The organism is Streptomyces carpinensis (assembly GCF_002154505.1).
GTDB lineage: Bacteria > Actinomycetota > Actinomycetes > Streptomycetales > Streptomycetaceae > Streptomyces > Streptomyces carpinensis.
The window spans coordinates 1-26,519 of sequence record NZ_MUBM01000164.1 but is presented as its reverse complement, the minus strand read 5'-3'; the positions used below and the strand labels follow the sequence as shown (position 1 = coordinate 26,519).

Genomic DNA, 26,519 nt, shown 5'->3' with positions numbered 1-26,519 from the left:
CACACGACCGCGGGCAAGCTCGCGGATCTGAAGCGCCGCATCGATGAGGCGACGCACGCCGGCTCGGAACGCGCCGTGGCCAAGCAGCACGCCAAGGGCAAGCTGACCGCCCGTGAACGGATCGAACTCCTCCTGGACGAGGACTCGTTCGTGGAACTGGACGAGTTCGCCCGGCACCGCTCCACCAACTTCGGCCTGGAGACCAACCGCCCCTACGGCGACGGGGTCGTCACCGGCTACGGCACCGTCGACGGCCGCCCCGTCGCCGTCTTCTCCCAGGACTTCACCGTCTTCGGCGGCGCCCTGGGCGAGGTCTACGGCCAGAAGATCGTCAAAGTCATGGACTTCGCCCTGAAGACCGGCTGCCCGATCATCGGCATCAACGACTCCGGCGGCGCCCGCATCCAAGAAGGCGTCGCCTCACTGGGCGCCTACGGCGAGATCTTCCGCCGCAACACCCACGCCTCCGGCGTCATCCCCCAGATCTCCCTGGTCCTGGGCCCCTGCGCGGGCGGCGCGGTCTACTCCCCCGCCATCACCGACTTCACCATCATGGTCGACCAGACCAGCCACATGTTCATCACCGGCCCCGACGTCATCAAGACCGTCACCGGCGAGGACGTCGGCTTCGAGGAACTCGGCGGCGCCCGCACCCACAACTCCGCCTCCGGCGTCGCCCACCACATGGCCGCCGACGAAAAAGACGCCATCGACTACGTCAAACAACTGCTGTCCTACCTGCCCTCCAACAACCTCTCCGAGCCCCCCGCCTTCCCCGAGCAGGCCGACCTGACCGTCACCGACGAGGACCTGGAACTGGACACCCTGGTCCCCGACTCGGCCAACCAGCCCTACGACATGCACACGGTGATCGAACACATCCTGGACGACACCGAGTTCTTCGAGACCCAGCCGCTGTACGCCCCCAACATCCTCACCGGCTACGGCCGCATCGAGGGCCACCCCGTCGGCATCGTCGCCAACCAGCCCATGCAGTTCGCCGGCTGCCTGGACATCACCGCCTCCGAGAAGGCCGCCCGCTTCGTCCGCACCTGCGACGCCTTCAACATCCCCGTCCTCACCTTCGTCGACGTCCCCGGCTTCCTGCCCGGCGTCGACCAGGAACACGACGGCATCATCCGCCGCGGCGCCAAACTGATCTTCGCCTACGCCGAGGCCACCGTCCCCCTGATCACCGTCATCACCCGCAAGGCCTTCGGCGGCGCCTACGACGTCATGGGCTCCAAACACCTGGGCGCCGACCTCAACCTGGCCTGGCCCACCGCCCAGATCGCCGTCATGGGCGCCCAGGGCGCCGTCAACATCCTCCACCGCCGCACCATCGCCGACGCCACCGACCCCGACACCACCCGCACCCGACTCATCCAGGAATACGAGGACACCCTCCTCAACCCCTACATCGCCGCCGAACACGGCTACATCGACGCCGTCATCATGCCCTCCGACACCCGCTCCCACATCGTCCGCGGCCTGCGCCAACTCCGCACCAAACGCGAAACCCTGCCCCCCAAGAAACACGGCAACATCCCCCTGTAAACCACCCCCCGGGAGCAGGCATGACCATCAAAGTCATACGAGGCAACCCCACCCCCGAAGAGCTCGCCGCCGTGGTCGCGCTGCTGACCGTCGCCGGCGCGCCGCGTCCCGGCCCGGTCCGGCGCCGCACCAGCGCCTGGACCTCGCGGCGCCGTCTGCTGCGCACACCGCACGCCTACGGTCCGGCCGGCTGGCTCGCCTCCGCACTCCCCCACTGACTGAGAAGACAATCGGAGAGACCATGAACACCGTCCACGAGGCGGCGCGCGGCGCCGCCTCCGCGTCGGCACCGCGCGCTCGCGTGGTGATCGCCAAGCCCGGACTCGACGGCCACGACCGCGGCGCCAAGGTCATCGCCCGCGCTCTGCGCGACGCCGGCTACGAAGTGATCTACACGGGCCTGCACCAGACCCCGGAACAGATCGTCGCCACCGTCATCGCCGAGGACGCGCCGGTCCTGGGACTCTCCGTCCTCTCGGGTGCCCATCTGACGATCGTGGAGAAGGTGATCGAGCTGCTGGCGCGGGAGGACGCGGGTGACGTCCGCGTCCTGGTCGGCGGCATCATCCCGGACGCCGACGTCACCGCCCTCGAAGCCATGGGTGTGGCCGCGGTGTTCACCCCGGGCGCGGACATCCGCGGGATCGTCGGAACCGTCGACCGGCTCACCGCGTCCCTCGCGGACATGACGGAGGCGACATGCTGACGAAGGTGCTCATCGCCAACCGTGGCGAAATCGCTGTCCGCGTGGCCCGGGCCTGCCGGGACGCCGGGATCGCGAGCGTGGCCGTCTACGCCGACCCGGACCGGGACGCATCGCATGTCCGCGCCGCGGATGAGGCGTTCGCCCTGGGCGGTGACACCCCGGCCACCAGCTACCTGGACATCGACAAGGTCCTCAAGGCCGCCAAGGAGTCCGGCGCCGACGCCATCCACCCCGGCTACGGCTTCCTCTCCGAGAACGCCGACTTCGCCCAGGCCGTCCTGGACGCCGGCCTGATCTGGATCGGCCCGCCCCCACAGGCCATCCGCGACCTCGGCGACAAGGTCGCCGCCCGCCACATCGCCCAACGCGCCGGCGCCCCCCTCGTCGCCGGCACCCCCGACCCCGTCTCCGGCGCCGACGAAGTCGTCGCCTTCGCCGAACAGCACGGCCTGCCCATCGCCATCAAGGCCGCCTTCGGCGGCGGCGGCCGCGGCCTGAAGGTCGCCCGCACCCTCGACGAGGTCCCCGAACTCTACGACTCCGCCGTCCGCGAAGCCGTCGCCGCCTTCGGCCGCGGCGAATGCTTCGTCGAGCGCTACCTCGACCGCCCCCGCCACGTCGAGACCCAGTGCCTGGCCGACAAACACGGCAACGTCGTCGTCGTCTCCACCCGCGACTGCTCCCTGCAGCGCCGCCACCAAAAACTCGTCGAGGAAGCCCCCGCCCCCTTCCTGTCCGAAGCACAGCTGGCCGAGCTGTACCGCGCCTCCAAGGCCATCCTCAAGGAAGCCCACTACGAAGGCGCCGGCACCTGCGAATTCCTCGTCGGCCAGGACGGCACCATCTCCTTCCTCGAGGTCAACACCCGCCTCCAGGTCGAACACCCCGTCACCGAGGAAGTCGCCGGCATCGACCTGGTGCGCGAGATGTTCCGCATCGCCGACGGCGAGCACCTCGGCTACGACGACCCGCCCCTGCGCGGCCACTCCTTCGAGTTCCGCATCAACGGCGAAGACCCCGGCCGCAACTTCCTGCCCGCCCCCGGCACCGTCACCCGCTTCGATGCCCCCACCGGCCCCGGCGTCCGCCTCGACGCCGGCGTCGAAGCCGGCAGCGTCATCGGCCCCGCCTGGGACTCCCTCCTCGCCAAACTCATCATCACCGGCCGCACCCGCGCCGAGGCCCTGGAACGCGCCGCCCGCGCCCTGAACGAGTTCCAGGTCGAGGGCATGGCCACCGCCATCCCCTTCCACCGCAAGGTCGTCACCGACCCCGCCTTCGCCCCCGAACTGACCGGCTCCGACCAGCCCTTCACCGTCCACACCCGCTGGATCGAGACCGAGTTCACCAACGACATCCCGCCCTTCACCACCCCCGCCGACACCGAACCGGACGAGGACACCGGCCGCGAGACCGTCGTCGTCGAGGTCGGCGGCAAACGCCTGGAAGTCTCCCTCCCCATCTCCCTGGGCATGTCCCTGGCCCGCACCGGCCTCGCCGCCGGCGCCAAACCCAAGCGCCGCGCCGCGAAGAAGTCCGGCCCCATCGCCTCCGGCGACACCCTCGCCTCCCCCATGCAGGGCACCATCGTCAAGATCGCCGTCGAAGACGGCCAGGAAGTCAAGGAAGGCGACCTCATCGTCGTCCTCGAAGCCATGAAGATGGAACAACCCCTCAACGCCCACAAAGCCGGCACCATCAAGGGCCTCACCGCCCAGGTCGGCGCCTCCATCACCTCCGGCGCCCCCATCTGCGACATCACCGACTGACCACCCCCACCCAAGCCCCCCGGACCCGACACCGGCTCCGGGGGCACCCCACTCCCCGACAACCGGCTCCCGGCGGCACCCCACAGCCCGACAACCGCAGGATTCGGACCACCCACCCCACCGCAATCCAGGCCAGGGATGGCACAAACCCGCCAATCCCTCACAGGCACCCGCGCCCAGAACGACCGAGCGACGTACCGGCCGCTCCGTCGGAGTCCGTCCCGTTCATACGAGCTGGGCGAAGTCGACTGCCGGTACGAGCGACTGTTCGGACCAGATGGTCTTGCCGCGGCGGCTGTAGCGGCTGCCCCAGCGGACGCTGAGCTGGGCGACGAGGAAGAGCCCGCGCCCTCCCTCGTCCGTCCAGCGGGCCCGGCGCAGCCGGGGCTGGGTGCTGCTGGGGTCGCTGACCTCGCAGACCAGCACCTCGCCGCGGATGAGCCGCAGACCGATCGGGCCGCCCGCGTAGCGGACGGCGTTGGTGACCAGCTCGCTGACGATCAGCTCCGTGGTGAAGGCCAGCTCCTCCAGCCCCCAGGCCGTGAGCTGCTGGGCGACGGCCTCGCGGGCGGCGGCCACGACGGCCGGGGCCGCGGGGAACTCCCAGCTCGCCGTGTCGTCCGCCGGTACCGCGCGGGTGCGGGCCAGGAGCAGGGCGATGTCGTCGCGGGGCGGGGTGTCGCCGAGGCCGGACAGCACCGCGCGGCCCGCGTCGGCCAGGGGCAGGCCAGGGCCGCACGAGGCCGCCAGGTTCTCCGCCAGCCGGCGCAGTGCCCCGTCGACGTCGCCGTCCTCCCGCTCGACCAGGCCGTCGGTGTACAGGGCGAGGACACTGCCGGGCTCCAGGTCCACGACGGTCGTCTCGAAGGGCATGCCGCCCACGCCCAGCGGCGGCCCTGGGGAGACGTCGATGACCTTGACGGTGCCGTCGGGCCGGACCACGACCGGGGGCGGGTGACCGGCGCTGGCCAGCGCGCACTCGCGGGTGATCGGGTTGTAGACGGCGTAGAGACAGGTGGCGCCGACGGGGCTCTCCGTGTCCGACTCCACGGTCAGCTGCTGCACGCCGTCGTCGAGGTGGGTGAGAAGCTCGGTGGGATCGAGTTCGAGGTCGGCGAGCGTGCGGACCGCGGTGCGCAGCCGGCCCATCGTGGCGGTGGCGTACAGCCCGTGCCCGGAGACGTCCCCGACGACGAGGGCGACCCGGAAGGAGGGCAGCGGCACGACGTCGTACCAGTCGCCGCTGATGCCGGACCCGCCTCCGGCGGGCAGGTAGAGGCCCGCCGTCTCGGCGGCCGGGCTGTCGGTCGTGGGCTGGGGCAGCAGGCGCTGCTGCAACGCGAGCACCGAGCGGCGTTCGCGCAGGTAGCGGCGGGCGTTGTCGACGTTCAGCGCGGAACGGGAGGCGATCTCGGTGAGCAGGTCCACGTCCTGCTCGTCGAACGCGTCCGGCTGCTCGGTGCGCCACACCGCGACGGTGCCGAGGACCAGGCCGCGTGCGAACAGCGGAGCCCACATGGCCGAGTGCCCGCCGTGCGGGATGAACCGGCCGAGCTGCGCAGGGTCGTCGAACAGGGCGGCCACGGTCGCCCGGTCGAAGACGGCGGCCCGGCCGTGCAGGAGGTCGGACAGCTCGGCCGTCGACAGCATCGGTGGAACCGTCTCGCCGGGCTGGAGCAGAGCGTCGGGATAGGGGCCGGCGGCCGAGGCCACGCCGGCCCGCCGCAGGTGCAGGTCCGCCCCGCCGCGGGTCTTCGGGGGCTCCTCCCCGTGCAGCACGGCCTCGGCGAGCGAGACGGCCGCCAGGTCTCCGAGGGCGGGCACCAGGACGTCCGCCAGGTCCTGTGCGGCTCGCCTGGGATCGAGGGAGCCGCCGATCCGAGTGGCGGCCAGTTGCAGCAGATCCAGTTCGCGGCGGGCCCGCTGCAGCGCGATGGTGTCGAGGTACAGCGCCACGACGCCCTCCGGAACCCCGTCGGCGCCCTCCACCCGGAAGGCCGACAGCGCGACCCGCTGCGGTTGCCTGTCCTGCGGCCGCCGCACGCGCAGGTTCCTGCCGATCACCGGGACACCCGTCCGCAGTACCCGGCGCAGCGCGGCCTCGTCGGCCTCCGGATCCCGCAGCGAGAAGACGTCGCCCAGCCGACTGCCCGGGGTCGGGGCGGTGCCGCCGAGCACGTCGGGGGTGAGGTTGCTCCGTACGACGGTCATGTCCCGGTCGTGCAGGCTGATCCCGATGTGGTCCTGGGCGAGCAGGGCACGCAGGGTGTTCGCGCCCTGCTCCCAGTCCTCCGCCAGCCGGGCGGGCGCCAGGAGCACGACGGACTCCTGCGTCGGCCGCAGGCGCAGCACCCGGAAGAAGGTGTCGACCGGGCTGCCGGTGCGGCGCCGAAGCAGCGCCCGTCCCGCGGCCGGAAGCCCGCTGTCTCCCCCGTCCGCGGCCGGGCCGGCCCTGTCGCCTGCGACGAGGTCCCGGAACGGGCGCCCGCAGACCTCTTCGGCGGTCCGTCCCAGCAGGTCGCGGGCCGCCTCGGACCAGCCCACCACCGTTCCGTGCTCGTCGAGCACGGCCGTCGCGATGCCGGCGAAGGAGAACACGTGCTTACAGTACGTCCACAACGGCGGTGGGCGCCCACCTCGGCATCGGGTGGCGTCCTGTCACGGTCGGCGACCGGAGGCCGTCACCGCGGGCGCGTGCACCGGTTCACGCCGTCGCTGGACGCCGCCGCGACGTCGCCCCGCAGAACGAGTACGTCCAGGTGGGCGGACGTCTCGTTGCCGTCCCCGGACCGTCTTGCACGCGTCGGCGTGGTCCGTGGCCGGCACCGGGTGCTCCAGGTCCGGATCAGAAGTGGGGCTTGCGGTGCTCACGGTGCGAGGCGAGTCCCTCGCGCACCTCGGGGCCGCCGAAGCCGTAGAACTCCAGGGCGAGCGAGGAGTCGAAGATGGCGCCGGCGACCTGCCGGTACCAGTTGTTCAGCGACTGCTTGGTCCAGCGGATCGCCGACGCAGCGCCCAGGGCGAGTTCGTGGGCGATCCCCCGGGCGGTGGACAGCAGGTCGGCCTCGTCAACGCACAGCGACACCAGGCCGATGCGCTCCGCCTCCTCGCCGGTCAGCGGGCGGCACGTCATCAGGTAGTACTTGGCCTTCGCCATGCCGCACAGCAGCGGCCAGCACACGGCCGCGTGGTCACCCGCGGCGACACCGAGCCGGGTGTGGCCGTCGATGATCTTCGCGGTCCTGCTCACCACGGACACGTCGGCGAGCACACCGGCCACCAGCCCGGCTCCGACGGCCGGTCCGTGCATGGCCGAGACGATCGGCTTCGAGCAGTCGATGACGTTGTAGACGAGGTCGCGGGCCTCTCGCATGGTGCGGGTCCGGGTGTCGTAGTCGTTCGTCAGCTTCTCGACCAGGTCGAACGAGCCGCCCGCCGAGAAGCCCTCGCCCTCGCCCCGCAGCAGTACGGCCTTGACCGCCGGGTCGGCGTCGAAGACACGCCAGATCTCGGCGAGGTCCGCGTGGGCGGCCTCGCTGACGGCGTTCAGCTTCGGCGCGTCGAGCACCAGCTCGATCACACCTGCCTCGTCGGGCCCGTCCACACGCAGGTGGGCGAAGTGTGCGTAGCGGCTCATGGTTGTCCCTTCCGATCGTGTCCTGGAGCGTGCGGGGCGCCGTGGCACCGGCAGTCGGCCATGGGATGCCCGCTGTGGCGCATGAGCTCCCGGCCGATGATCAGCTCAGCGGTGCCGACGGTCCTCATGCTTCGAGTCCTCCTCGCTTGACCAGCTGGCTCGCGATCACGTTCCGCTGGATCTCGTTGGTGCCTTCGCCGACGATCATCAGCGGTGCGTCCCGGAAGTACCGCTCGACGTCGAACTCGGTCGAGTAGCCGTAACCACCGTGGATGCGAACGGCGTTGAGGGCGATCTGCATGGCGGTCTCGGAGGCGAAGAGCTTGGCCATGCCCGCCTCCATGTCCACGCGTCGGCCCGCGTCCGCCTCCCGGGCGGCGTACAGGGTGAGCTGGCGGGCGGCTGTCAGTGAAGTCGCCATGTCCGCCAGGTAGTTGCCGATCGACTGGTGCTGCCAGATCGGCTTGCCGAAGGACTGCCGCTCCTGGGCGTAGGCGAGCGAGTCCTCCAGTGCCGCCCGGCCGACCCCGAGCGCGCGGGCTGCGACCTGGAGGCGACCGGTCTCCAGGCCCTTCATCATCTGGGCGAAGCCCCTGCCCTCGACTCCGCCGAGCAGCGCGTCGGCCGGCACGCGGTAGTCGTCGAAGGCCAGTTCGCAGCTCTCCACGCCCTTGTAGCCGAGCTTGGGCAGGTCGCGGGAGACCGTGAGCCCGGGGCCGTGCTCGGCCAGGAGGATCGAGATCCCCTTGTGCGCGGGGCCGGCCTCGGGGTCGGTCTTGCACATCAGCGCGATCAGTCCGGCACGCCGGGAGTTGGTGATCCAGGTCTTGGAGCCGTTGACGACGTAGCTGTCGCCGTCCTTGCGGGCGGCGGTGCGCATGGCCTGGAGGTCGGAGCCGCCGCCGGGCTCGGTCAGGGCCATGGTGGCGCGCATCGCGCCGGTTGCCATCCTCGGCAGGTAACGGCGCTTCTGCTGCTCGGTGCCGAAGTGCACCAGCAGCCTGGCGACCACGGTGTGGCCGCCCATGGCTCCCGCCAGGCTCATCCAGCCGCGGGACAGTTCCTCGGTGACCAGGACGAAGCACGGCATGGAGACGGGGTTGCCGCCGTATTCCTCGGGGATGGCGAGCCCGTAGATGCCGAGCTTCTTCATCTGCTCGATCAGGGCCTCGGGGTAGGCGTTGGAGTGTTCGAGTTCCTGGACGACGGGCTTCACCTCCCTGTCGACGAAGTCGCGCACGGTCTTCACGACGAACTGCTCGTCGTCACAGAGGGCGTCCAGGGTGCTCACGGTGTGCTCCTCAGTCTTTCGGTGCCGAAGCGCGCTGTTCTCGGTGCCGGTTTCCGTGCCGGAGGCCGGTGTCAGATGCCGGAAGCCGGTGTCAGATGACGCCGTCGGCCCGCAGTCCCTCGATCCGGGCTGCGGAGAGTCCGAGTTCGGCCAGAACCCGTTCGGTGTGCTCGCCGGCGGCGGGCACGGGGTCCATGCGCGGTTCGGTGCCGGCCAGGTCCACCGGCGGCCGGAGGGCCGGCACCACGGCGCCGGGGATGCCCACCTCGTGCCAGCGGTTCCGCTCGGCGAGCACCGGATGCGCGATGAACGCGCGCACGTCGTTGACCCCGGCGTTCGCGATCCCCGCCGCGTCCAGCAGCTTCATCACCTCGTCGCCGCCCGACCGCTGGAACCGCTCGGTGACGACCGCGTTGAGCTCGTCGCGGTGGGCGACCCGGTCCGCCCCGGTGACGAACCGCGGATCGTCCACCAGCTCCGGTCGGGCGAGGACGCGTTCGCACAGCGCCGACCACTCCCGCTCGTTCTGGATGGAGAACAGCACCTGCTTGCCGTCGGCCGCCGTGTAGGCGCCGTAGGGCGCGATGGTGGCGTGCTGCGTGCCGATCCGCGGGGGCTGTGTGCCGCCGTGGCGTGTGTAGTACGCGGGCTGGCTCATCCACTCCGCGAGCGCTTCGAAGAGCGAGACCTCCACCGCCCGCGCCACACCGGTGGTCGCCCGCGTGTACAGGGCCGTCAGAATGCCGGAGTAGGCGTACATGCCCGCGGCGATGTCGGCGACCGACACCCCGACCCGGGCGGTCTCCTCCGGCGTGCCGGTCAGCGAGACCAGGCCGGTCTGGCACTGCACGAGCAGGTCGTAGGCCTTGCGGTCCGCCCATGGGCCGCTGGTGCCGTAGCCGGAGACGGTGCAGGGGATCAGCGAGGTGTGCCGCTGCGTGAGGGACGCGGCGTCCAGCCCCAGGCGCGCCGCGGCGCCCGGAGCCAGGTTCTGCACGAACACGTCCGCCGTCGCCAGCAGTTCCTCCAGCACCTCCCGGCCGGAGGCGGCCTTCAGGTCCAGGGTCACGGACTCCTTGGACCGGTTGAGCCAGACGAAGTAGCTGGACTGACCGTGCACGGTGGTGTCGTAGCGGCGGGCGAAGTCGCCGCCCCCGGGCCGCTCGATCTTGATCACCCGGGCGCCGAGGTCGGCGAGCTGGCGGGTGGCGAACGGCGCCGCCACGGCCTGCTCGACGCTCACCACGGTGACTCCGGAGAGCGGGAGTGCGGTCATGCTCTGACCTCCACGGACATGGGGCCGGTGAGGCCCACGCTGCTGGTCGCCGGTCGCAGGGTCGTCGCCGGTGGCCTCCCCGCGCGGGGGCACAAGGGAGATCCACCGACTTCGAGGGCGTGTGACGTGTGCGGTCGCCCTCGAGCCGCCCGATGCACCACGGTGGAGCACGGGGTGCGTTCCGGGAACCTCCCTCGTTCCGGCAGCAGTGTCATCATGAATGTTCATGGGGCCCAAGGTGAAATACCGATCGCTGATGTCCCGATGCCTGGCGCAGATGGACGTGGCAGGTGGGCCTGGCTGGAGGGCGGAACGGTGGACATCAGGCAGCTCAGGGCGCTCGTCACGGTGGCCGAGGCGGGCAGCGTCACACGGGCGGCGGAGCTCCTGCACCTGGTCCAGCCGGCTGTCACCCGGCAGATCCGCGCCCTGGAGCACGAGCTGGGCGTCGCCCTGTTCGAGCGGACCCGCCAGGGAATGCGGCCCACGGCCGCCGGTACGACCATGGTCGAGCGGGCCCGCCGCGCCCTGAACGAGCTGGAGCGGGCCCGCGCGGAGATCCGGCCGACACCGCGGGCGGTCACCGGCATCGTGACGGTGGGCCTGCTCGACAGCGCCGGCCACCTGCTGGCCGAACCACTCGCGTCGGCCGTCCTGCGCGACCACCCCGGCATCGATCTCCGCCTCCTCTCCGCCTACTCCGGACACCTGCAGCAGTGGCTCGACGACGGTGACCTGGACCTGACCCTGCTGTACAACCTCGCCAGCACACCGTCGCTCAACGCCGACCCACTGGTGCGGGAGAAGCTGTGGGCGGTGGCGCCACCCTCCGCCGGGCTCCGGGCCGAGCGGCCGGTCCCCTTCGAGGAGGCCGTGTCGCATCCGCTGGTGGCGCCGGCGGCCGGCCACGGACTGCGCAGGGTGATCGACGCGGCCGCCGCGCAGGCCGGAGTGGAGATGAACCTGCTCGTCCAGACCAACTCCATGCATGTGCAGAAACAGCTCGTGCTGGCCGGTCACGGCTGGACCATCCTGCCCGGTGTCGGCATCGCCGAGGACGTCGCGAACGGCTCGCTGAGCGCAGCGCCGCTGTGCGAACCGGACGTGTGGCGCTCGATCGTGCTCGGCACCTCCAGGTCGGGCAGGATCACACCCGCCGTCGAGGTCGTCGCAAGGGAACTGACCCGCCGGATCCACTCGGCGGTGCACGAGGGGCGGTGGCCGTCCGCGGAGCTGCACGACGGGGCTGCGGCGAGCCGGGCGTGACGGCAGCCCCACGACTTCCCTCGGCTTTCGACCGCTCCCGACGGCTCCGCACGGCCCCGATGCCCACGACCGCGTGCCGCCCGAATCAGGGCCGTACATGACGGGCACCATGCCGCGGCAGCATCCGGGCATCACGTCTTTCTATTACGTGGGGCCTCTCAGCGGCGCGCATGATGAGGACCCGGCGGTCGTCGACGGTGCCGTCACCCGGCCCGCCGGCCACGGCGTTCGGAGCCCGACCGACTGAGGAGAAGCATGCGGATCACCCGGAGCGGGCTCGGCCCGTACGTGGAGTCCTGGAACCCGGGAGCCGTCGCGGAGGAGGACGTGGTGTCCCCCGGCCCTGTCGCCGCGCTGTCGGCGGTGCTGGACCTGCCGGAACCGGCCGCCGGGCCCGGCGATCCCCTGCCGCCGCTGTGGCACTGGCTGCACTTCCTGCAGTGGCCCGCCCAACGGGACCTGGGGGACGACGGGCATCCTCTGCACGGCCACTTCCTGCCGCCCGTCCCCCAGCGGCAGCGCATGTTCGCCGGGGGCCGCTGCGAGGTCGCCGAGCCTTTGCGGATCGGCGAGCGCACCCAACGCGTCAGCAGCGTGGGCACGGTGACGACCAAGCAGGGATCGACCGGGGAGCTGCTCTTCGTCACGGTACGCAGCGAATACCTCCAGCAGGGCCGCACGTGTGTCGTCGAGGAGCAGGACATCGTCTACCGGTCGGGGCGCAGCGCCGGACGGCATCCGGCGGACCTCGGCACCTCCGCCGCACCGGATTCCGACGAGGCCTGGCAGCTCCCCCTGCACCCGGACCCAACGCTGCTGTTCCGGTTCAGCGCCCTGACCGCGAACGCGCACCGCATCCACTACGACGAGCCGTACGCCCGGGGTGAGGAGGGTTACCCGGGTCTCGTCGTCCACGGCCCGCTGCTGGTGCTCACGATGCTGGAACTGGTGCGCCGCAACGCGCCGTCGCGCCTCGTGCGGTCCGTGTCCTACCGGCTGCGGCGTCCCGCGTTCTCCGGGGAGCGCCTGCTGGCCTGCGGGACGCCCACCGACCGCGACGCCGCCCTGCGCATCGCCACGCATCGCGAGCAGCGCCACGCCACGGCCGAGGTGACCTTCGCCGCGTCGCCCGAGCCCGGCTGACGCCTGGTGAGGACGTCGCCCGTTTCTCCTCACGCTCGGCCGCTCTTCCGTCCAGCTCCCCGGCGGCCTCGGCCCGCTGTGCGACGCGGACACTGCCGAGGAGGCACGGCTGCCCCGTGTCTGCACGTGGGACGCTGGAAGCCGCGCGCGTCAGCGCTCCGGCTGCGCTCAGGGCTGACCTGTTCGCGGCTCCGCTGCCGTAGAGTCATAAGCGGCTCGCGCCTGGACGATGGCACCGCGATGCCGCTCCGCCCACTCCACGAGACCGGTGAGGTAGGAGTACAGCTCTCGCGCCATGGGAGTGAGGCCGTACTCGACCTTCGGCGGCACGGTGGGATGAACGGTCCTCGTCAACAGCCCGTCGCGTTCGAGTCTGCGCAGGTTCAGGGTGAGCATCCGCGGCATGTTCGGCCTGTTGTTCTTCGGCACGCTCTACCTACAGCGCGTACTGAGGTACGGCTCGCTGCAGGCCGGCATCGGGTTCGTGCCCATCGCCGCGGTGATCGCGGCAGTCTCCCTCGGTCTCTCGACCCGGCTCCTCACCAGGTTCGGCCACCGCGCGATACTCCTCCTGGGGCTCGGCCTCATCGTCGGGGCGTTCGTCATGCTGTCGTTCGTCCGCGTCAATGGCGTCTACCTGGTGGACTTCCTCCCAGCCGGCCTTGTCATGGGGCTGGGCTTCGGCCTGGCCGCGCCGGCCATCATGGGGCTCGGCATGACCGCTGTCACGCCGGCCGAGTCCGGCATCGCCTCCGGACTGCTCAACACCACCCAGCAGATCGGGGGCGCGATCGGCCTGGCCGCGCTGAGCACCTTCGCCGGCGCACGGACGAACGGCCTCAGCGCCGCGGGGAAGACCGAGGCGGAATCGCTGGTCGGCGGCTACCACGTGGCCTTCCTGGCCGCCGCCGGGTTCGCCCTGACCGCCTTGATCATCGGCGCCGGCCTACTCAAGGCCACACCGTCCACAGGCGCAGAACAGCGAGGCGGTGCCCCTTCCGAACAGGACGCCTCGGTCTCCTGATCAGGCCCTACTGGTTGAACTCCGGGTGGCCAGGCCAAGGCCCCCGGGCGAGCGATCGACGCCCAACACCGTGCGTTCCGGCCGTAGCAGCCTCCTCGTCGCGCACTCACGGACGACGATGGAACAACAACATGCGGCAGCCGTCGGCTGCGGTCGCTGGACCGCCGGGACGAAGGGGGCAATGGATGCGGATCGACCAGATATGGCGGTATCCCGTGAAGTCCGTGGGCGGTGAGCGGCTGACCGCCGCCACGGTCGGCGCGCTGGGGATCGAGGGGGACCGGGACGTCGCCGTCCACGACGAGCGCGATGAGGTCACCTGGGCGGGTGCGATTCCGGCGCTCATGCGGCTGCGGGCGGTCGCCGTCGGACCGGGCCTGGCGGAGCTGATCCTGCCGGACGGACGACGGTTCCGCTCCGATGCGCCTGACGCCGCCGACCGGCTCAGTGCCGCGGTCCGGGCCAAGGTCACGCTGGTCGAGCACCGGCCGCCGCACCCGCCGCACGCCGCACTCCACGTCATGACGACGACGGCCCTGCGCAGCCTCGGATCGGCACTGCCGGACAGCGCGCTGGACGCCAGCCGGTTCCGGCCCAACCTGGTGCTCGACGACGTGCCCGGCGACCAGGCGAGCGGATACCCCGAACACGACTGGTTCGGCCGCCGGATGGCCATCGGCTCGCTGCGGTTGCGCTTCACCGAGGGCTGCGACCGCTGCGTGATGATCACCAAGGAGACTCCGACCGTCCCGCACGACCGCTCTGTGCTGCGCTGGGTCGCCCGCGAGCTGGGCAACACCCTCGGTGTGTACGCGGCGGTCGAGACACCGGGCCATGTCCGTGTCGGGGACAGGGCGCGCTGGCTCGACTGAACGCCCCATACGCAGCGTTGAGCAGGTTCGGGCGGTGAGACGTTGCGTCTCGACCCCGAACTCACGGTGCCAGGAGCAAAGCGCTTGACCCTCACGTGGCGTGATGCCGCATTGTCGGTGGCGTGGAGGAGCACCTGACCGTGGGACGTGTGGCCGAACTGGCCGGTGTGAGCGTCCGCACGCTGCATCACTATGACGAGATCGGCCTCGTGCAGCCGTCTGCGCGGACCGCGGCCGGGTACCGGGCCTACTCGGCGGGCGACGTGGAGCGACTGCGGGAGGTGCTCGCCTACCGGCGGCTGGGCTTCGGCTTGCGCGAGATCGCGGATCTGGTCGACGACCCGACAACCGACGCGGTCGCGCACCTGCGCCGGCTGCGCGGCCTGCTGCTGGACCAGCGCGATCGCGCCGCTGCCATGGTGACGGCCATAGACAGGGAACTGGAGGCACGGGCAATGGGGATCAGGACGACGCCGGTGGAACAACTGAAAGTGTTCGGCGCGCAGTTGTACGAAGCCATCGGGTCCGCTTACCCCGCGACACGGCGCACCGAGCCGCGGATCGCCGCGAGGGTCTGGGATGCGCTGGGGGACGCACAGACGGTACTGAACGTCGGGGCCGGGACCGGCTCCTACGAGCCCCCCGACCGCGACGTGACCGCGGTGGAACCGTCAGCGATCATGCGGGCGCTGCGTCCCACGGGCGCGGCGCCGTGCGTGGCCGCCAATGCGGAGAGCCTTCCGTTCGAGGACCAGTCCTTCGACGCCGCGATGGCCTTCAGCACCGTTCATCACTGGCAGGACCCGATCGCAGGGCTGCGCGAGATGCGGCGGGTGGCCCGGCGCGTGGTGGTGTTCACCTACGACGCCAGTGACACCGGCCGACGTGAGCGGTTCTGGCTCACCCGCGACTACCTGCCTGAATTCGCTGACCTTCTCGTCGACTGGCCTTCACTGGCCGACCTGGCCGGCGCGATCGGGGGCCGCGCGGAGCCGGTGCTCATCCCGTGGGACTGCGCTGACGGCTTCTTCGAGGCCTACTGGCGCCGGCCCGAGGCCTACCTGGACGAGCATGTTCGCCGCGCGGTATCGGTATGGACCAGAGTCGGGCCGGAGGCCGAGCAGCGGGCAGTGAACAGCCTCCGCGACGACCTCTGCTCGGGCCGGTGGGCCGAGCGCAACCGCGACCTCGTCGCCCTCGACGCGGCAGAGCTCGGCCTCCGCCTGCTCGTGGCCTGAACCATCGTGCACGAGAACGCCGCAAAGGAGCTGACCCGCCGAGACCAGCAGATGTCGCCGCGGCGGTCCATGGCCTCGATGGCGCGCTCGAAGGTCGTCGCCGTACAGGTCGGGCATGGACCGCCCGGTCCGCCCATCAGCCGCATCAAGACACCCCGGAGCGCCCTACGTCCACCTTGTTACGGCCACCGCTGCCGCACGGGTCATGCGGCTCCGCACATGATCGACCGGACAGCTCCAAGTCACCATGCCACAGACAAGGGGGGCCAGGACGCACGGGTTTCCGAGGGCGGGCCTCACCTGGGCGGCAAGAAGAAGCCCTGAAGATTGCCTGGTTCTGGCAATGATCTCCGGCGCGGACTCGGCGAAGATCTCCCAACGTGTGGATGAGGCAAAGGGCTCCAGTGAGGCGGACTGTGTGCCGCTGTTTCCTGACGGCGGCAGTATCGGTCCAGAGCCCGTGCGTCATCTCCGGTTCTGTGTGAAGTCCCCGTTCTCGACATTCGCAAGGAAGGTTCACAGGTGAGACTGACCCGCGCTGCCCTGACCGTCGCGGCCACTGCTCTGACGCCGGCGCTTCTGCTCGCCGCTCCCGCCGTCGCCGCTGATGCGACCGGCACCTCGCCCACGAGCGTGGCGGCGGTGTCGGACACGGACGGCTCGACCACCGCGGTGGACGAGATGTCCGACGACGACGTCCGGGTCGCGATCATGCGCATCATCGCCGACCCCGCCACAGGCAAGGCCGTCGCCGCCGCCGCACAGGCGGCCATGGACGGCACCATCGAGGACCAGCGGTACTTCCTCAAGACAGGGCGCTGGACAGCCCAGGCCGAGGACGACCGCGTCGCCGTCTTCCGTATCCTCGCCACCGCTCAAGAGAACAATGACAAGGCGGTCATCAGGGAGGCCACCGAAGCCCTGGACAACGGCACTCCCGAGGCCCTGCGCGCATTCCTGGAGACCGGCTACCGCCTCGCCCAGGCCGAGGACGACCGTGTCGCCGTCTTCCGTATCCTCGCCGATCCGACCATCAGCGGCGCGCTCCGCACGGCGGCGGAGCAGGCCCTCGAGACTGACACGCCGGAGGCGTTGCGGTACTTCGTGGAGCACGGCCAGTACGAGGTGGACGCCTGACCATCGCCGGTGGAACCGGCAGGAGTCAGTGCGGTTGCGCCACGTGACACCGGACGATGTCCACGCCTACGGCCCGATGCGGTGCGATCCTGGGTCTGTCCACCGGCGTGCCGGCCGTCGGCCTGCGGGCGGGGACCATGAGAGCTTGTTCGCCGGGGGCTGGATGAACATGCTGTCCGGCAGGCGGTTCGGCCCGGGGTGGGCGAGTTCCAGCCGCTCACCGCCGACCTTGAGGAGTAGCGGTCGTCGAACGTCTCCCTGGGGACTGGTGGTTGGGGTCGCGGTCGATGCGGAGCACAAGGCGGGTCTCCGTGTGACGATGCGGACCATGTCCTTGCCAGGAGGACGGAGGCTCCTCAGCCGCAGGCCGACACCAGACGGCGGCCTCGTTCACTGACGGTCGGTGTTCAGCCGGCGCTGCTCAGGCTGTGGTCTTCGGTTGCGGCTCGCCGCCTTGGGCCCGCAGTTGCTCGTTGAGGCGCTGGGCTTCTTCGAGTTGGTCTTCGAGGATGATGATGCGGCAGGCGGCCTCGATGGGGGTGCCCTGGTCGACGAGTTCGCGGGCGCGGGCGGCGATGCGCAGCTGATAGCGGGAGTAGCGGCGGTGGCCGCCTTCGGAGCGCAGCGGGGTGATCAGGCGGTGTTCGCCGAGGGCGCGGAGGAAAGCGGGGGTGGTGCCGAGCATCTCGGCGGCCCGGCCCATGGTGTAGGCGGGGTAGTCGTCGTCGTCGAGAGGGGCGACGGAGCGGGTACTGCGAGGGGGCATAGACCTCTTCTTTCAGGGACGCGTCGGGGGGCCCGGGTGCCGTACTGGCACCCGGGCCCCGAGCTTTCCACACCATCTACCGGCAGACTGCGCCGGCCTTCTGTGTCCACAGGTTCCGCCTGGGAGGGCGGGGCTGCGGGGATCGCGAATGCGTGACCGGGGACCACCTTCCAATCCGAGGCCTTGCGGTACCCGGGCGGACTGCTTCCTCGCCCGGGCGATCCTGATGGCGTTCTGCTCCTTACCTTCGGTTACTCGGTCGTACTGCTGATACCACGGGTACTGCTCTCGACCCCGTGGGGCCGTTTACTGCTTGACGTGCTGTACGGCAGTTTCGTGTCTGCCGTACCCTCTTCGACTTCCTGGGTACGAACAAGAGAGTAACCCCGCGACGAACCAATGTCTACCATCGCCACGACAGGTTTTCTTCAAAGGCGACCCACTGCCTTCTATCGCACATACATACGAAAGAGCGCTGTCCTGAGTTGAATCCGACTCAGTGGGGACACCCGCTCATGGCCGTCGAGCACGAGAAACCGAGCGAGCCGCCCGCCGACCTGCCGCGCCGTAAAACCGGCGGCGCTCGCGGACCTCGCCCGCCGTACGGCCGGCGAGCTCCCGACGCTTCCGCCCGCCAGCGTGAACGACACCGACAGCCTCACTGCGGACGTCATGCACGCGTGTGCCGCCCGGACTTCGCGGAAATGCTGTGCGTCCGTCCCACCCAAAGGGCTTTGCTGCACCGTACACGTACATGCATAATGCGGCTATGCATAAGCGGGTTATGGACCCTGTCCCCCAGGATGCGCCGTCCGAGGACCTGATGATCGCGGTGGAGCAGCTGGTCCGGTACGTGCGCCACAGCGCCACCGCCGGCGGACTGAGCACGGCGGCCTCGTCCGCGCTCGGCCGGCTGGGCCGCGAAGGACCGCAGCGACTGACCGAACTGGCCCGGGCCGAGAACGTCTCCCAGCCCAACATGACCCAGCTCGTCACCCGCCTGGAGCGTGCGGGGCTGGTACGGCGCACCGCCGATCACACCGACGGCCGGGGGGTGCTGGTGGAGGCCACCGACACCGGCTTGGAGGTGTTCAGGCAGCGGCGGGCCGAGCGTGCCCGGGCCCTGCAGGAGGTGGTCGAGGAACTGTCCGGACCGGAGCAGAGCGCGGTGGGGATCGCGCTCCCCGCACTGGCCCGCGCGATCCAGAACCACCGGACGCGTTCCTGAGCCCGCCCCGCCGAGATCACCGTCCCCCACCACCGCGGCACGACCGATCGACCGAAACGACTGGAGAGAAGCGGTAATGAGTGCACCGCACGGAGCACCACATGGAAAGACTGCCAGCCCGTTCAGGCAGCCGAAGGCCGTCTGGGCCGTCGCGTTCGCCTGCGTGATCTCGTTCATGGGCATCGGACTCGTCGACCCGATCCTGCCCGCCCTGGCCGAGAGCCTGCACGCCTCACCTAGCCAGGTCTCCCTGCTGTTCAGCAGCTACCTGATCGTCACCGCCGTCGCGATGCTGTTCGTCGGCTGGTTCTCCAGTCGCTTCGGCGCCAAGCGCACTCTTGTCATAGGTCTTGCCGTCATCGTCGTCTTCGCCGCCCTGGCGGGAAGCACGGACTCCATCAACGGCATCGTCGGCTTCCGCGCCGGATGGGGGCTGGGCAACGCCCTGTTCATCGCCACCTCCCTGGCCGTGATCGTCGCCTCCGCCAGCGGCGGCTTCGGCGGCGCGATCATCCTCTACGAGACCGCGCTCGGCCTCGGCATCGCCGTGGGCCCGCTGCTGGGCGGCGAGTTGGGCGCCGTCAGCTGGCGCGGCCCGTTCTTCGGCGTCGCCGTGCTCATGGCCATCGCCCTGGTCGCCACCCTCGCCTTCGTGCCGTCCCTGCCCAGGCCGAAGCGCCCCACCTCTCCCATCGCCCCGCTCAAGGCGCTGCGCCACCGCGGTCTGCTCACCATGGGCATCATGGCCCTGCTGTACAACTGGGGCTTCTTCACCATGCTCGGCTACGCCCCCTACCCCATGAAGCTGAGCGCCCACCAACTCGGGCTCGTCTTCACCGGCTGGGGCCTGCTGGTGGCCGCCTTCAGCGTCTTCTTCGCCCCGCGCCTGCAGGCTCGCTACGGCACCGCCCCGGTCCTCTACGCCAACCTCCTCGGCCTCGGCATCGTGATGGCGGTCATCGCCGCCGGCGTCAGCACCCCCACCGTGGTCATCGTGGCGGTCATCGTCAGCGGCGCCTTCATCGGCATCAACAACACGCTCACCACCCAGGCCGTCATGCTCGTCTCCCCGGTCGAGCGCCCCGTGGCCTCCTCCGCCTACGGCTTCCTGCGCTTCATCGGCGGTGGCCTGGCGCCCTACGTGGCCGGCAAGCTCGCCGACGCCACCGACCTCAGCGTCCCCTTCTACCTGGGTGCCGCCACCTTCCTCCTCGCCATCCCGGTGCTCGCCAGCGGCCACCGGCTGCTCCGCCGGGCCGAGACGCACACCGAGGAGAGTGAGCCCGTGACGCCGTCGTTCACCACGGTCGGCTCCCCGGTCGCGAGCGACCTGCCTCCCGTCATCGTCGCCGTCGGCGCCCACGACAAGGCCGCCGCCATCGTCGACGCGGCGGCCCGCCTGGCTCGCGACACCGGCAGCCCGCTGGAGGTCGTCCATGTCCAGCAGACGGCCGTGGTCGAGGAGCAGGCCGCCGAAACCGAGACCGCCGACCAGGCCCGGGCCGCCGTCACCGCGCACCTGGACCGGCTCGCCGCCCACGGCGTCGTCGCCACCGGACAGATCCTCACCAGCGTCGGCGACCACGCCGCCGCCGGCCGGGCCCTGGCCCAGCACGCCGATCACGTGGGCGCCCGGACCATCGCGGTCGGCCGCTCGCCGCGCGGCCCCCTCGCACAGTTCGCCGACGGCAGCCTGACCACCGCCCTCACCCACTCCGCGCACTGCACGGTCGTCCTCGTCGACGCCGATCACACGCCCCGGCAGCTGACCGCGGCCGCCCTGGCGGAGCTGCGCGGCAGCACCGCCTGAACCACCTCACGACGCACGCGCGGGCCACGGCACGGATCCTGTGCCGTGGCCCGCGCGCGTCGGACCGTTTCGCTGTTCGGGGTGGGCCCCAGCTCGGCGGCGAACTCACCGCCCGGGTCGCCAGGAAGGTCACCGACGAACAGCTCGACGGGCCGCGGACTCCGCAAGGACGAAGCCGCCTCCTGAAGCACCGGGCATCCCCCGCCGGCCCAAAGTCGTCGGCCCAAAGTCGCCGGGGCGGCGCCGGGCGTCAGCGCAGGGCGCTGCGGGCGCGCCAGTCGTCCCAGCCGAGGTTCCAGTCCCCCAGACCGTTGTTCACGGCCACGGTGCCCTCGGTCTCCGACCCCGTGACCTCGAACGGGTCGCCGATGCGGGCGTTGTCGCAGAGCCACCGGGCGTCGGCCTCGCTCATGCCGATGCAGCCGTGGCTCCTGCTGGCCCGGCCGACGTAGGCGGCGTTCCATGGTGTGTTCGCCGGCCCGGAGCCGCACGAGAGCGCGGCCGGGCTGCACACGGAACTGCCGCCGTTCCACGGGCCCGTGGAGGTGGAAGGGTCCGGCCACGGGGTGGCGCTGCGCCTGCCCCTCGCGGTGCGGCGGCTCGATGCGAGCGCGGTGCGCCAGGTGGTGTGTACGGCGGCGTACACGGAGGGCCGCGACGGCACAGCGGAAGTGACCGTCCGGGGAGACGACGGCGCGCTGCCCCCGGCCGTCTGCTGACGACGGCTCGGCACGCGGGGCAACGGGCGCGTGGCGGGCGATGCCCTCACCGGAGTCTGCGAGTCCGGGAGTCCGCCGACCGGCTCCTCAGTGGCCGACGGGGCGGCTGAGGAGCTCGGTGACCTGTCGACCGAGGACCTTCCACGCGGCGGCGGGAAGGCCGCCGAGGGCGGTGCTCCGCAGCGTGTCGAGGACCTGTGCGGTCTCGGCGCCGGTCCGGGTGCCGCCGTCGGTGGCGCTTTCGCACAGGACGCTGTCGCTGAGCACGTCGTAGCCGTCGCGGACGGCGGCACGGAGGCGGTGGTGTCCGCTGCCGTCGGCGTGCAGTGCGGTGGCGACGACGAGCGGCGGCGGTCCGCCCGCTTCACCCGGCAGTTTCCGGTAGGCGCTGGCGACCGGCTCGCGCCAGTGCAGGCCGAGCAGTACGGGACGTTTGGCCAGCACCTCGGCCAGGTCGGTCTCGCGGGCCCCGTCGGACTCCAGCACCGTCGCGCGGGCGTCGAGGACGAGGGCCGCGGGCAGCAGGCAGCGCAGCGTGCTGCCGACGATATTGCCGCCGACCGTCGCCGTACGGCGCACGGCCCCGGTCCCCACCGTGCCGGCCGCCCCGCGGAGCACCTCCGATGTGCGGTCGTCGATGCGGTCGAGCACCACCGCGGCGCCCAGCGCCCCCGGCCCCATGACGTTGGCCTCCGGCAGATCGCGCAGGGACATGGCCTGTTCGGGGAAGCCGTCCCGCTGCCAGGTGGCCCACACGAGTGTCGCCCCGCCGATCGGGACGGCCCCCTCGGCGAGGCACTCCTGCGCTTCGGACACGGACGTGGGCAGACGCAACAGCACCTCGACCGACCTGCCTTCCTCGGAAGCTGGCGGTGGACGGGCGCTCCCTGGACCCCGTGCCCGCCGACACCGCGCATCCTCGCCGCACGGGCGGGGGCGCGTACAGGGCTCACGCGAGGGTGCCGTGCGCCGCCGCGGGCCGCTCCTGCCGGCCTCCCGGTCGGCGGTGTCCGGTCGAGGGGGCTCCGCTTCCGTGCGACCGGCGGTCGCCTCCCCTGTGACCGGCGCTTTCACCCGGGTGAAGGGAGGTTCCGCACCATCGTCTCACCCCACCACGACACATGCTCCGAGCACCCAGATCTCTTGCCCCGGAGAGGAGCTTGACGTGCGTACAGGCAAGGAATACCTGGCGGCGCTGAACGACGGCCGCAGGGTGTGGGTGGGTGACGAGCTCGTCGACGACGTGGCCACCCACCCCCGGACCAGGGCGTACGCCCGGAGCATCGCGGACTTCTACGACCTGCACCACCGCCCGGACCTTCAGGACGTCATGACGTTCGTGGACGAGGAGGGCGTCAGGCGGTCCATGACATGGTTCCGGCACCACTCCAAGGAGGACCTGCTGCGCAAGCGGCGCTACCTGGAGACGGTGCAGCGGGAACTCGACGGCGGGGCGATCCCGCGCACACCGGACGTCAACAACTACGTCCTGCTGACCTACGTCGACGACCCGGAGCCCTGGAGCAGCCAGTCCGTCGGGACCGACGGCAGGGACCTCACCGAGGGCATCCTGGACTTCTGGAACGAGGTGCGCGACGGCGACCTCAACGCGACGCCGGCCTTCGTCGACCCGCAGGCGGACCGCTCGCGTGATTCCGCCCAGGCCGAGTCCCCCGCCCTGCGGGTGGTCGGCACCTCGGACGAGGGCATCACCGTGCGGGGTGTGAAGGCGATCAGCACCGGCGCGGCCTTCGGGGACTGGATCCACATCGGCGTCTTCTACCGCCCCGGCATCATCCCGGAGCAGATCATCTACGGAGCGGTGCGGCCCAACACCCCCGGGGTCACCATCATCTGCCGGGAGAGCAACGTCCGCGACGGCGAGGAGGTGGAGCACCCGCTCGCCGCGCGGGGTGACGAGCTGGACAGCATCATCGTGTTCGAGGACGTGCTCATCCCCTGGAACCGCGTCTTCCACATCGGTAACCCCCAGCACGCGTCGCTGTACCCGCAGCGCGTCTTCGACTGGCTGCACTACCACTCGCTGGTGCGGGCCATGGTCAAGGCCGAGCTGATGCTCGGCCTTGCGCTGCTGATCACCGAGCACATCGGCACCTACCAGCTGCCGCCGGTCCAGGCCCGGATCGCCCGGTTCGCCGGCTTCCACCAGACGCTCAAGGCGCATGTGATCGCTTCGGAGGACGAAGGGTTCTTCACTCCCGGCGGCATCTACAAGCCGAATGTCCTGATGTTCGACTTCGGACGGGCGTACTACATCGAGCACATCACCGACATGGTCCACGAACTCGTCGACCTGTCCGGTCGCGCCGCGCTGATCTACCCCACCGAGGGCCAGTGGCAGCAGCCCGAACTGCGGCCGTGGCTTCAGGCGCTGCAGACCGGTCCGGTCGGCAGGCCGCACGACCGGCTGAAGATCAGCCGAGTGATCCGCGACATGTTCCTGTCCGACTGGGGCGACCGCATCAGCACCTTCGAGAACTTCAACGGCACGCCCCTGCTGGCCATCCGCAGCCTCACCATGAAGCGCGCCGAGATGTCCCCGGGCGGCAGCATGGCCGACCTCGCGCGCCAGGTCTGCGGCATCGACAGCGTGAGCGGCGAGGGGGCCGAGGAGACCGCGTACCGGGCCCAGGCGGACTACGCCCGGCGCCAGGACGCGTCGTAGCGAGGTGCTTGGGCCCGGATCAGAGCACGCCGCACTCCCGGGCCCTTGCGACGGCTGCGCTCCTGTCGTGCGCGCCGAGCTTGCGGAAGATCGCCCGTACCTGTGTCTTGACGGTGTTGTGGGAGACGTAGAGCTCGGCGGCGATCTCACGCAGCGTCAGCGGGCCGCAGAGGGCGCGGAGCACCCGGCGCTCCCGCGGCGAGAGGTCCTGGGGGCCCGGCGCCGAAGGCGTCACGGCCGAGGCCTGACCCGGCCGGGCGAGCAGGAGTGCCAGCACCCCGGGCGACTCGCACCGGGCCGCCGCGCGCTCGGCCGCCTCGCGGGCCTCTCGGGCCGCGTCCGTGTTGTGCCGCGCGCTCTCGAGTCGCGCCCGCGTGAAGTGGCACAAGGCGCGTACGTGGGGCTCGCTCCCGGCCTGGGTCGAACCCGAAAGCAGCACCTCCGCACCGGCCAGAACCCGTTCGGCCCCATCGGTGTCTCCCTCTTCGATGAGCAGGCCGGCCCGGCCGATGTGGGCGGACACGGCGACGAAGTGCCCGCCCAGGCGGGCCGTCGCGGCCGCCCCGAAGGCCTCGTCGCTCAGAGCCCGTGCGCGTTCGCGCCGTCCGGCCAGAAGCGCGCACACCGCCCGCAGCCCCAGAGCGCGGACGAGTGCCAGGCCGTGCCCGGCGGCATGCGCGTCACGGGTCGCCTCGTCGAGCACCGCCTCCGCCTCGGCGTACCGGCCGGCCCACAGCAGGGCGGCGCCGCGGGCCGTACAGGCCAGGGCGCGCCAGAAGCTCAACGGCATGGTGCCGGCGACGGCGGATTCGGCGAGCCGGTCGGCGGTCACGACCTCCCCCTCCAGACAGCAGGCCACGGCCTGTGCGACGGCTGCCGCATCGGACACCGTGCTGCCTTCGCCGACCGTCTCCGGTCCGGTCTGTCTGAGCCGGGCGACGTCCAGCCAGCGCCGGGCCGTCTCCGGGGCGCCGCCCGAGAGAGCCGCCATCGCCGCCACGACGCACAGCCTGGCGTCGGCGGCGACGGTGCGAGGCGGCAGGAGGTCCAGCCAGTGCGAGACCTCCGCACCACGGCCCGCCGAGACGGCCTCCTCCCAGCCGTCGAGTATCGACGCGGCGGCCGCGGCCTCGTCGCCGCTCAGCGCCCAGTGCCGTACGGCGGCGGTCGTCTGCCCCTGCCGGGAGTACCACCGAGCCGCCGACCGGTGCAGGGACGCGACGGTGTCCGTCCCTTCGGACATCAGGAGGTCGGACAGCAGCGGAGACAGAGCCGGGTGATGCCGGTACGCCGACGGATCGGCGGCGACGGGGACGAGCAGTTGCACGGTCCGCGCGAGTTCACGCAGCAGTGCGCCCGCCCGGTTCCCGGCGAGTGCCTGGCAGGCTCCGGCGCTCAGCTCGTCGAGCACACTGGTCCGCAGCAGGAACTCGCGCTGCTCGGTGGTGAGCCGGTGGAGCACCTCGGTGGCCAGATACTCGGCGACCGCCTGCCTGCCGCGGGCCGGGTTCCCTTCCGGGCCGGCCTCGGTCGCCGAACGGGTGAGGGCCCGCCCCATGATGCACAGCCCCGCTGCCCATCCCCCGGTGGCCTCGTACAGCGCGCTCGACGTCTGCGCGGTCGGAGCGGATCCGAGGAGACCGGTGAGCACCGCCCGGGCCTCCTCGGGGGTGAAGGCCAGGTCGTGCTGGTCGAGTTCGGCGGTCAGACCCCGGGCGCGCAGGGCCGGAAGGGGCGTTCCGGGAACGTGCCGGGTCGACAGGACGATACGGAAGCCCCGGGGAAGCCTGGTCAGGAAGTCCGCCAGGCTGCGGACCGCGTCGGCGTCCGTGACGGACTCCAGCCCGTCGAGGATCAGCGTGAGCGGCCGCTCTCCGCCGAGTCCGGCCAAGAAGCCCGGCAGGATCTCCTCCAGCCATGCCTCGGGCGTCCAGTCGTCGTCGGGACGGCCCGGCAGTGTCGGCCGTACGCGACGCAAGGCGCGCAGGATGCCGGCCCAGAGCCGGCCGGGCGCGTTGTCGTACGAGTCCAGGCTGAGCCAGGCGCACTCTCCGCGAGCCGCCGGGCCCTGCGACCACTCGGTCAGGAGCACCGTCTTTCCGGCACCGGCCGGCGCGGAGACCACCACCACGGGCTCGGTCGCCGCGTCAAGCCGACGCAGCAGACGCGGGCGTGTCAGCAGGTGCGGGGGCTGGGCCGGAGGCCGCAGCTTGAAGGCCGGCACGGAGCTGGTCATGGCATCCTCCGCGGAGTCGTAGGGACGAGCGGAGCCCCCGACGGCCCTGGCTCCCCTCGCGGGAGCCGGGCATCGGGGGCGGCGGCGGGCGGGTCACGGGCCGCGCAGTGGCCTCCTTCTGGCCGCCGCCACCAGGTCTAGAAGGCTCATGAAGATCT

Annotated in this window: 22 protein-coding genes and 1 pseudogene; 14 read left to right on the top strand and 9 right to left on the bottom strand. The window is 71.3% G+C overall.

Annotation, left to right across the window (positions count from 1 at the left end; translation table 11 throughout):
* The 4 genes from BZY54_RS21830 to BZY54_RS21815 form a co-directional block, all read left to right on the top strand.
* The coding region (locus BZY54_RS21830) for an acyl-CoA carboxylase subunit beta (RefSeq protein WP_086726966.1) at positions 1-1,557 on the top strand (1,557 nt) is incomplete at its 5' end.
* A 20-nt stretch (positions 1,558-1,577) separates the two neighbouring features.
* Positions 1,578-1,775, top strand: a complete 198-nt coding sequence (locus BZY54_RS21825; protein ID WP_086726964.1) for an acyl-CoA carboxylase subunit epsilon — start codon at positions 1,578-1,580, stop codon at positions 1,773-1,775.
* A gap of 23 nt (positions 1,776-1,798) precedes the next feature.
* On the top strand, positions 1,799-2,263 hold the full coding sequence (locus BZY54_RS21820) for a cobalamin B12-binding domain-containing protein (protein ID WP_086726962.1): 465 nt from the start codon (positions 1,799-1,801) through the stop codon (positions 2,261-2,263).
* Positions 2,260-4,032, top strand: coding sequence for an acetyl/propionyl/methylcrotonyl-CoA carboxylase subunit alpha (locus BZY54_RS21815; RefSeq protein WP_086726970.1), 1,773 nt, complete (start codon positions 2,260-2,262; stop codon positions 4,030-4,032). The genes BZY54_RS21820 and BZY54_RS21815 overlap by 4 nt, the downstream gene beginning before the upstream one ends.
* Positions 4,033-4,257: 225 nt before the next feature.
* Here the strand turns inward: BZY54_RS21815 and BZY54_RS21810 are convergent, their stop codons facing one another.
* From BZY54_RS21810 to BZY54_RS21795, 4 genes are all read right to left on the bottom strand, one after another.
* Positions 4,258-6,630: a SpoIIE family protein phosphatase gene (locus BZY54_RS21810; RefSeq protein WP_244217273.1), complete on the bottom strand. Its 2,373-nt coding sequence runs from the start codon at positions 6,628-6,630 to the stop codon at positions 4,258-4,260.
* Positions 6,631-6,877: 247 nt separating this feature from the next.
* On the bottom strand, positions 6,878-7,669 hold the full coding sequence (locus BZY54_RS21805) for an enoyl-CoA hydratase/isomerase family protein (protein ID WP_086726961.1): 792 nt from the start codon (positions 7,667-7,669) through the stop codon (positions 6,878-6,880).
* 124 nt (positions 7,670-7,793) lie between these two features.
* Entirely contained in the window at positions 7,794-8,960 is a 1,167-nt protein-coding gene (locus BZY54_RS21800; RefSeq protein WP_086726959.1) for an acyl-CoA dehydrogenase family protein, read from the bottom strand.
* Between the two features lie 91 nt (positions 8,961-9,051).
* Positions 9,052-10,236 carry a CaiB/BaiF CoA transferase family protein gene (locus BZY54_RS21795; protein ID WP_086726958.1) on the bottom strand — a complete coding sequence of 395 codons (1,185 nt, stop codon included), beginning with the start codon at positions 10,234-10,236 and terminating at the stop codon, positions 9,052-9,054.
* A 315-nt stretch (positions 10,237-10,551) separates the two neighbouring features.
* Here BZY54_RS21795 and BZY54_RS21790 point away from each other — a divergent pair, with 315 nt between their 5' ends.
* Entirely contained in the window at positions 10,552-11,502 is a 951-nt protein-coding gene (locus BZY54_RS21790) for a LysR family transcriptional regulator (protein ID WP_086726956.1), read from the top strand.
* Between the two features lie 255 nt (positions 11,503-11,757).
* Positions 11,758-12,645: an HTD2 family dehydratase gene (locus BZY54_RS21785; RefSeq protein ID WP_086726955.1), complete on the top strand. Its 888-nt coding sequence runs from the start codon at positions 11,758-11,760 to the stop codon at positions 12,643-12,645.
* A 168-nt stretch (positions 12,646-12,813) separates the two neighbouring features.
* Here the strand turns inward: BZY54_RS21785 and BZY54_RS21780 are convergent.
* A pseudogene (locus BZY54_RS21780) lies at positions 12,814-13,044 on the bottom strand (winged helix-turn-helix transcriptional regulator); the annotation flags it as partial.
* Between the two features lie 4 nt (positions 13,045-13,048).
* Here BZY54_RS21780 and BZY54_RS21775 point away from each other — a divergent pair.
* The 4 genes from BZY54_RS21775 (at position 13,049) to BZY54_RS21760 (ending at position 16,916) form a co-directional block, all read left to right on the top strand.
* The gene (locus BZY54_RS21775) at positions 13,049-13,669 is read left to right on the top strand and encodes an MFS transporter (protein ID WP_086726967.1); all 621 of its coding nucleotides are present in this window, start codon (positions 13,049-13,051) and stop codon (positions 13,667-13,669) included.
* Positions 13,670-13,854: 185 nt separating this feature from the next.
* Positions 13,855-14,541, top strand: a complete 687-nt coding sequence (locus BZY54_RS21770) for an MOSC domain-containing protein (RefSeq protein ID WP_086726953.1) — start codon at positions 13,855-13,857, stop codon at positions 14,539-14,541.
* A 149-nt stretch (positions 14,542-14,690) separates the two neighbouring features.
* Complete coding sequence (locus BZY54_RS21765) at positions 14,691-15,779, top strand: MerR family transcriptional regulator (protein ID WP_208640721.1); 1,089 nt, start codon at positions 14,691-14,693, stop codon at positions 15,777-15,779.
* Between the two features lie 522 nt (positions 15,780-16,301).
* Positions 16,302-16,916: an ALF repeat-containing protein gene (locus BZY54_RS21760; protein ID WP_086726949.1), complete on the top strand. Its 615-nt coding sequence runs from the start codon at positions 16,302-16,304 to the stop codon at positions 16,914-16,916.
* A gap of 421 nt (positions 16,917-17,337) precedes the next feature.
* Here the strand turns inward: BZY54_RS21760 and BZY54_RS21755 are convergent, their stop codons facing one another.
* Entirely contained in the window at positions 17,338-17,682 is a 345-nt protein-coding gene (locus BZY54_RS21755) for a MerR family transcriptional regulator (protein ID WP_086726947.1), read from the bottom strand.
* A 769-nt stretch (positions 17,683-18,451) separates the two neighbouring features.
* On the opposite strand from BZY54_RS21755, the gene BZY54_RS21750 reads away from it, so the two are divergent.
* Complete coding sequence (locus tag BZY54_RS21750; protein WP_086726946.1) at positions 18,452-18,910, top strand: MarR family winged helix-turn-helix transcriptional regulator; 459 nt, start codon at positions 18,452-18,454, stop codon at positions 18,908-18,910.
* A gap of 76 nt (positions 18,911-18,986) precedes the next feature.
* Entirely contained in the window at positions 18,987-20,720 is a 1,734-nt protein-coding gene (locus BZY54_RS21745; protein WP_086726944.1) for an MFS transporter, read from the top strand.
* 250 nt (positions 20,721-20,970) lie between these two features.
* On the opposite strand, the gene BZY54_RS53410 is transcribed toward BZY54_RS21745, so the two are convergent.
* Positions 20,971-21,132, bottom strand: coding sequence for a hypothetical protein (locus BZY54_RS53410; protein ID WP_341868697.1), 162 nt, complete (start codon positions 21,130-21,132; stop codon positions 20,971-20,973).
* A 55-nt stretch (positions 21,133-21,187) separates the two neighbouring features.
* Here BZY54_RS53410 and BZY54_RS53405 point away from each other — a divergent pair, with 55 nt between their 5' ends.
* The gene (locus tag BZY54_RS53405; protein WP_086726942.1) at positions 21,188-21,439 is read left to right on the top strand and encodes a hypothetical protein; all 252 of its coding nucleotides are present in this window, start codon (positions 21,188-21,190) and stop codon (positions 21,437-21,439) included.
* 87 nt (positions 21,440-21,526) lie between these two features.
* On the opposite strand, the gene BZY54_RS21735 is transcribed toward BZY54_RS53405, so the two are convergent.
* On the bottom strand, positions 21,527-22,279 hold the full coding sequence (locus BZY54_RS21735) for an FAD binding domain-containing protein (RefSeq protein WP_086726940.1): 753 nt from the start codon (positions 22,277-22,279) through the stop codon (positions 21,527-21,529).
* A 325-nt stretch (positions 22,280-22,604) separates the two neighbouring features.
* On the opposite strand from BZY54_RS21735, the gene BZY54_RS21730 reads away from it, so the two are divergent.
* Entirely contained in the window at positions 22,605-24,125 is a 1,521-nt protein-coding gene (locus BZY54_RS21730; protein WP_086726939.1) for a 4-hydroxyphenylacetate 3-hydroxylase family protein, read from the top strand.
* 19 nt (positions 24,126-24,144) lie between these two features.
* Here the strand turns inward: BZY54_RS21730 and BZY54_RS21725 are convergent, their stop codons facing one another.
* A complete protein-coding gene (locus BZY54_RS21725; RefSeq protein ID WP_086726938.1) occupies positions 24,145-26,361 on the bottom strand; it encodes a helix-turn-helix transcriptional regulator in 2,217 nt (738 codons plus the stop codon).
* Between the last annotated feature and the right edge of the window lie 158 nt (positions 26,362-26,519).

Bases quoted from the DNA above. Each gene is read 5' to 3' on its own strand.
- BZY54_RS21825 (WP_086726964.1), top strand. From the start codon at position 1,578: ATGACCATCAAAGTCATACGAGGCAACCCCACCCCCGAAGAGCTCGCC.
- BZY54_RS21820 (WP_086726962.1), top strand. From the start codon at position 1,799: ATGAACACCGTCCACGAGGCGGCGCGCGGCGCCGCCTCCGCGTCGGCA.
- BZY54_RS21805 (WP_086726961.1), bottom strand. From the start codon at position 7,669: ATGAGCCGCTACGCACACTTCGCCCACCTGCGTGTGGACGGGCCCGAC.
- BZY54_RS21795 (WP_086726958.1), bottom strand. From the start codon at position 10,236: ATGACCGCACTCCCGCTCTCCGGAGTCACCGTGGTGAGCGTCGAGCAG.
- BZY54_RS21785 (WP_086726955.1), top strand. From the start codon at position 11,758: ATGCGGATCACCCGGAGCGGGCTCGGCCCGTACGTGGAGTCCTGGAAC.
- BZY54_RS21775 (WP_086726967.1), top strand. From the start codon at position 13,049: ATGTTCGGCCTGTTGTTCTTCGGCACGCTCTACCTACAGCGCGTACTG.
- BZY54_RS21770 (WP_086726953.1), top strand. From the start codon at position 13,855: ATGCGGATCGACCAGATATGGCGGTATCCCGTGAAGTCCGTGGGCGGT.
- BZY54_RS21755 (WP_086726947.1), bottom strand. From the start codon at position 17,682: ATGCCCCCTCGCAGTACCCGCTCCGTCGCCCCTCTCGACGACGACGAC.
- BZY54_RS21750 (WP_086726946.1), top strand. From the start codon at position 18,452: ATGCATAAGCGGGTTATGGACCCTGTCCCCCAGGATGCGCCGTCCGAG.
- BZY54_RS21745 (WP_086726944.1), top strand. From the start codon at position 18,987: ATGAGTGCACCGCACGGAGCACCACATGGAAAGACTGCCAGCCCGTTC.
- BZY54_RS53410 (WP_341868697.1), bottom strand. From the start codon at position 21,132: ATGAGCGAGGCCGACGCCCGGTGGCTCTGCGACAACGCCCGCATCGGC.
- BZY54_RS21725 (WP_086726938.1), bottom strand. From the start codon at position 26,361: ATGACCAGCTCCGTGCCGGCCTTCAAGCTGCGGCCTCCGGCCCAGCCC.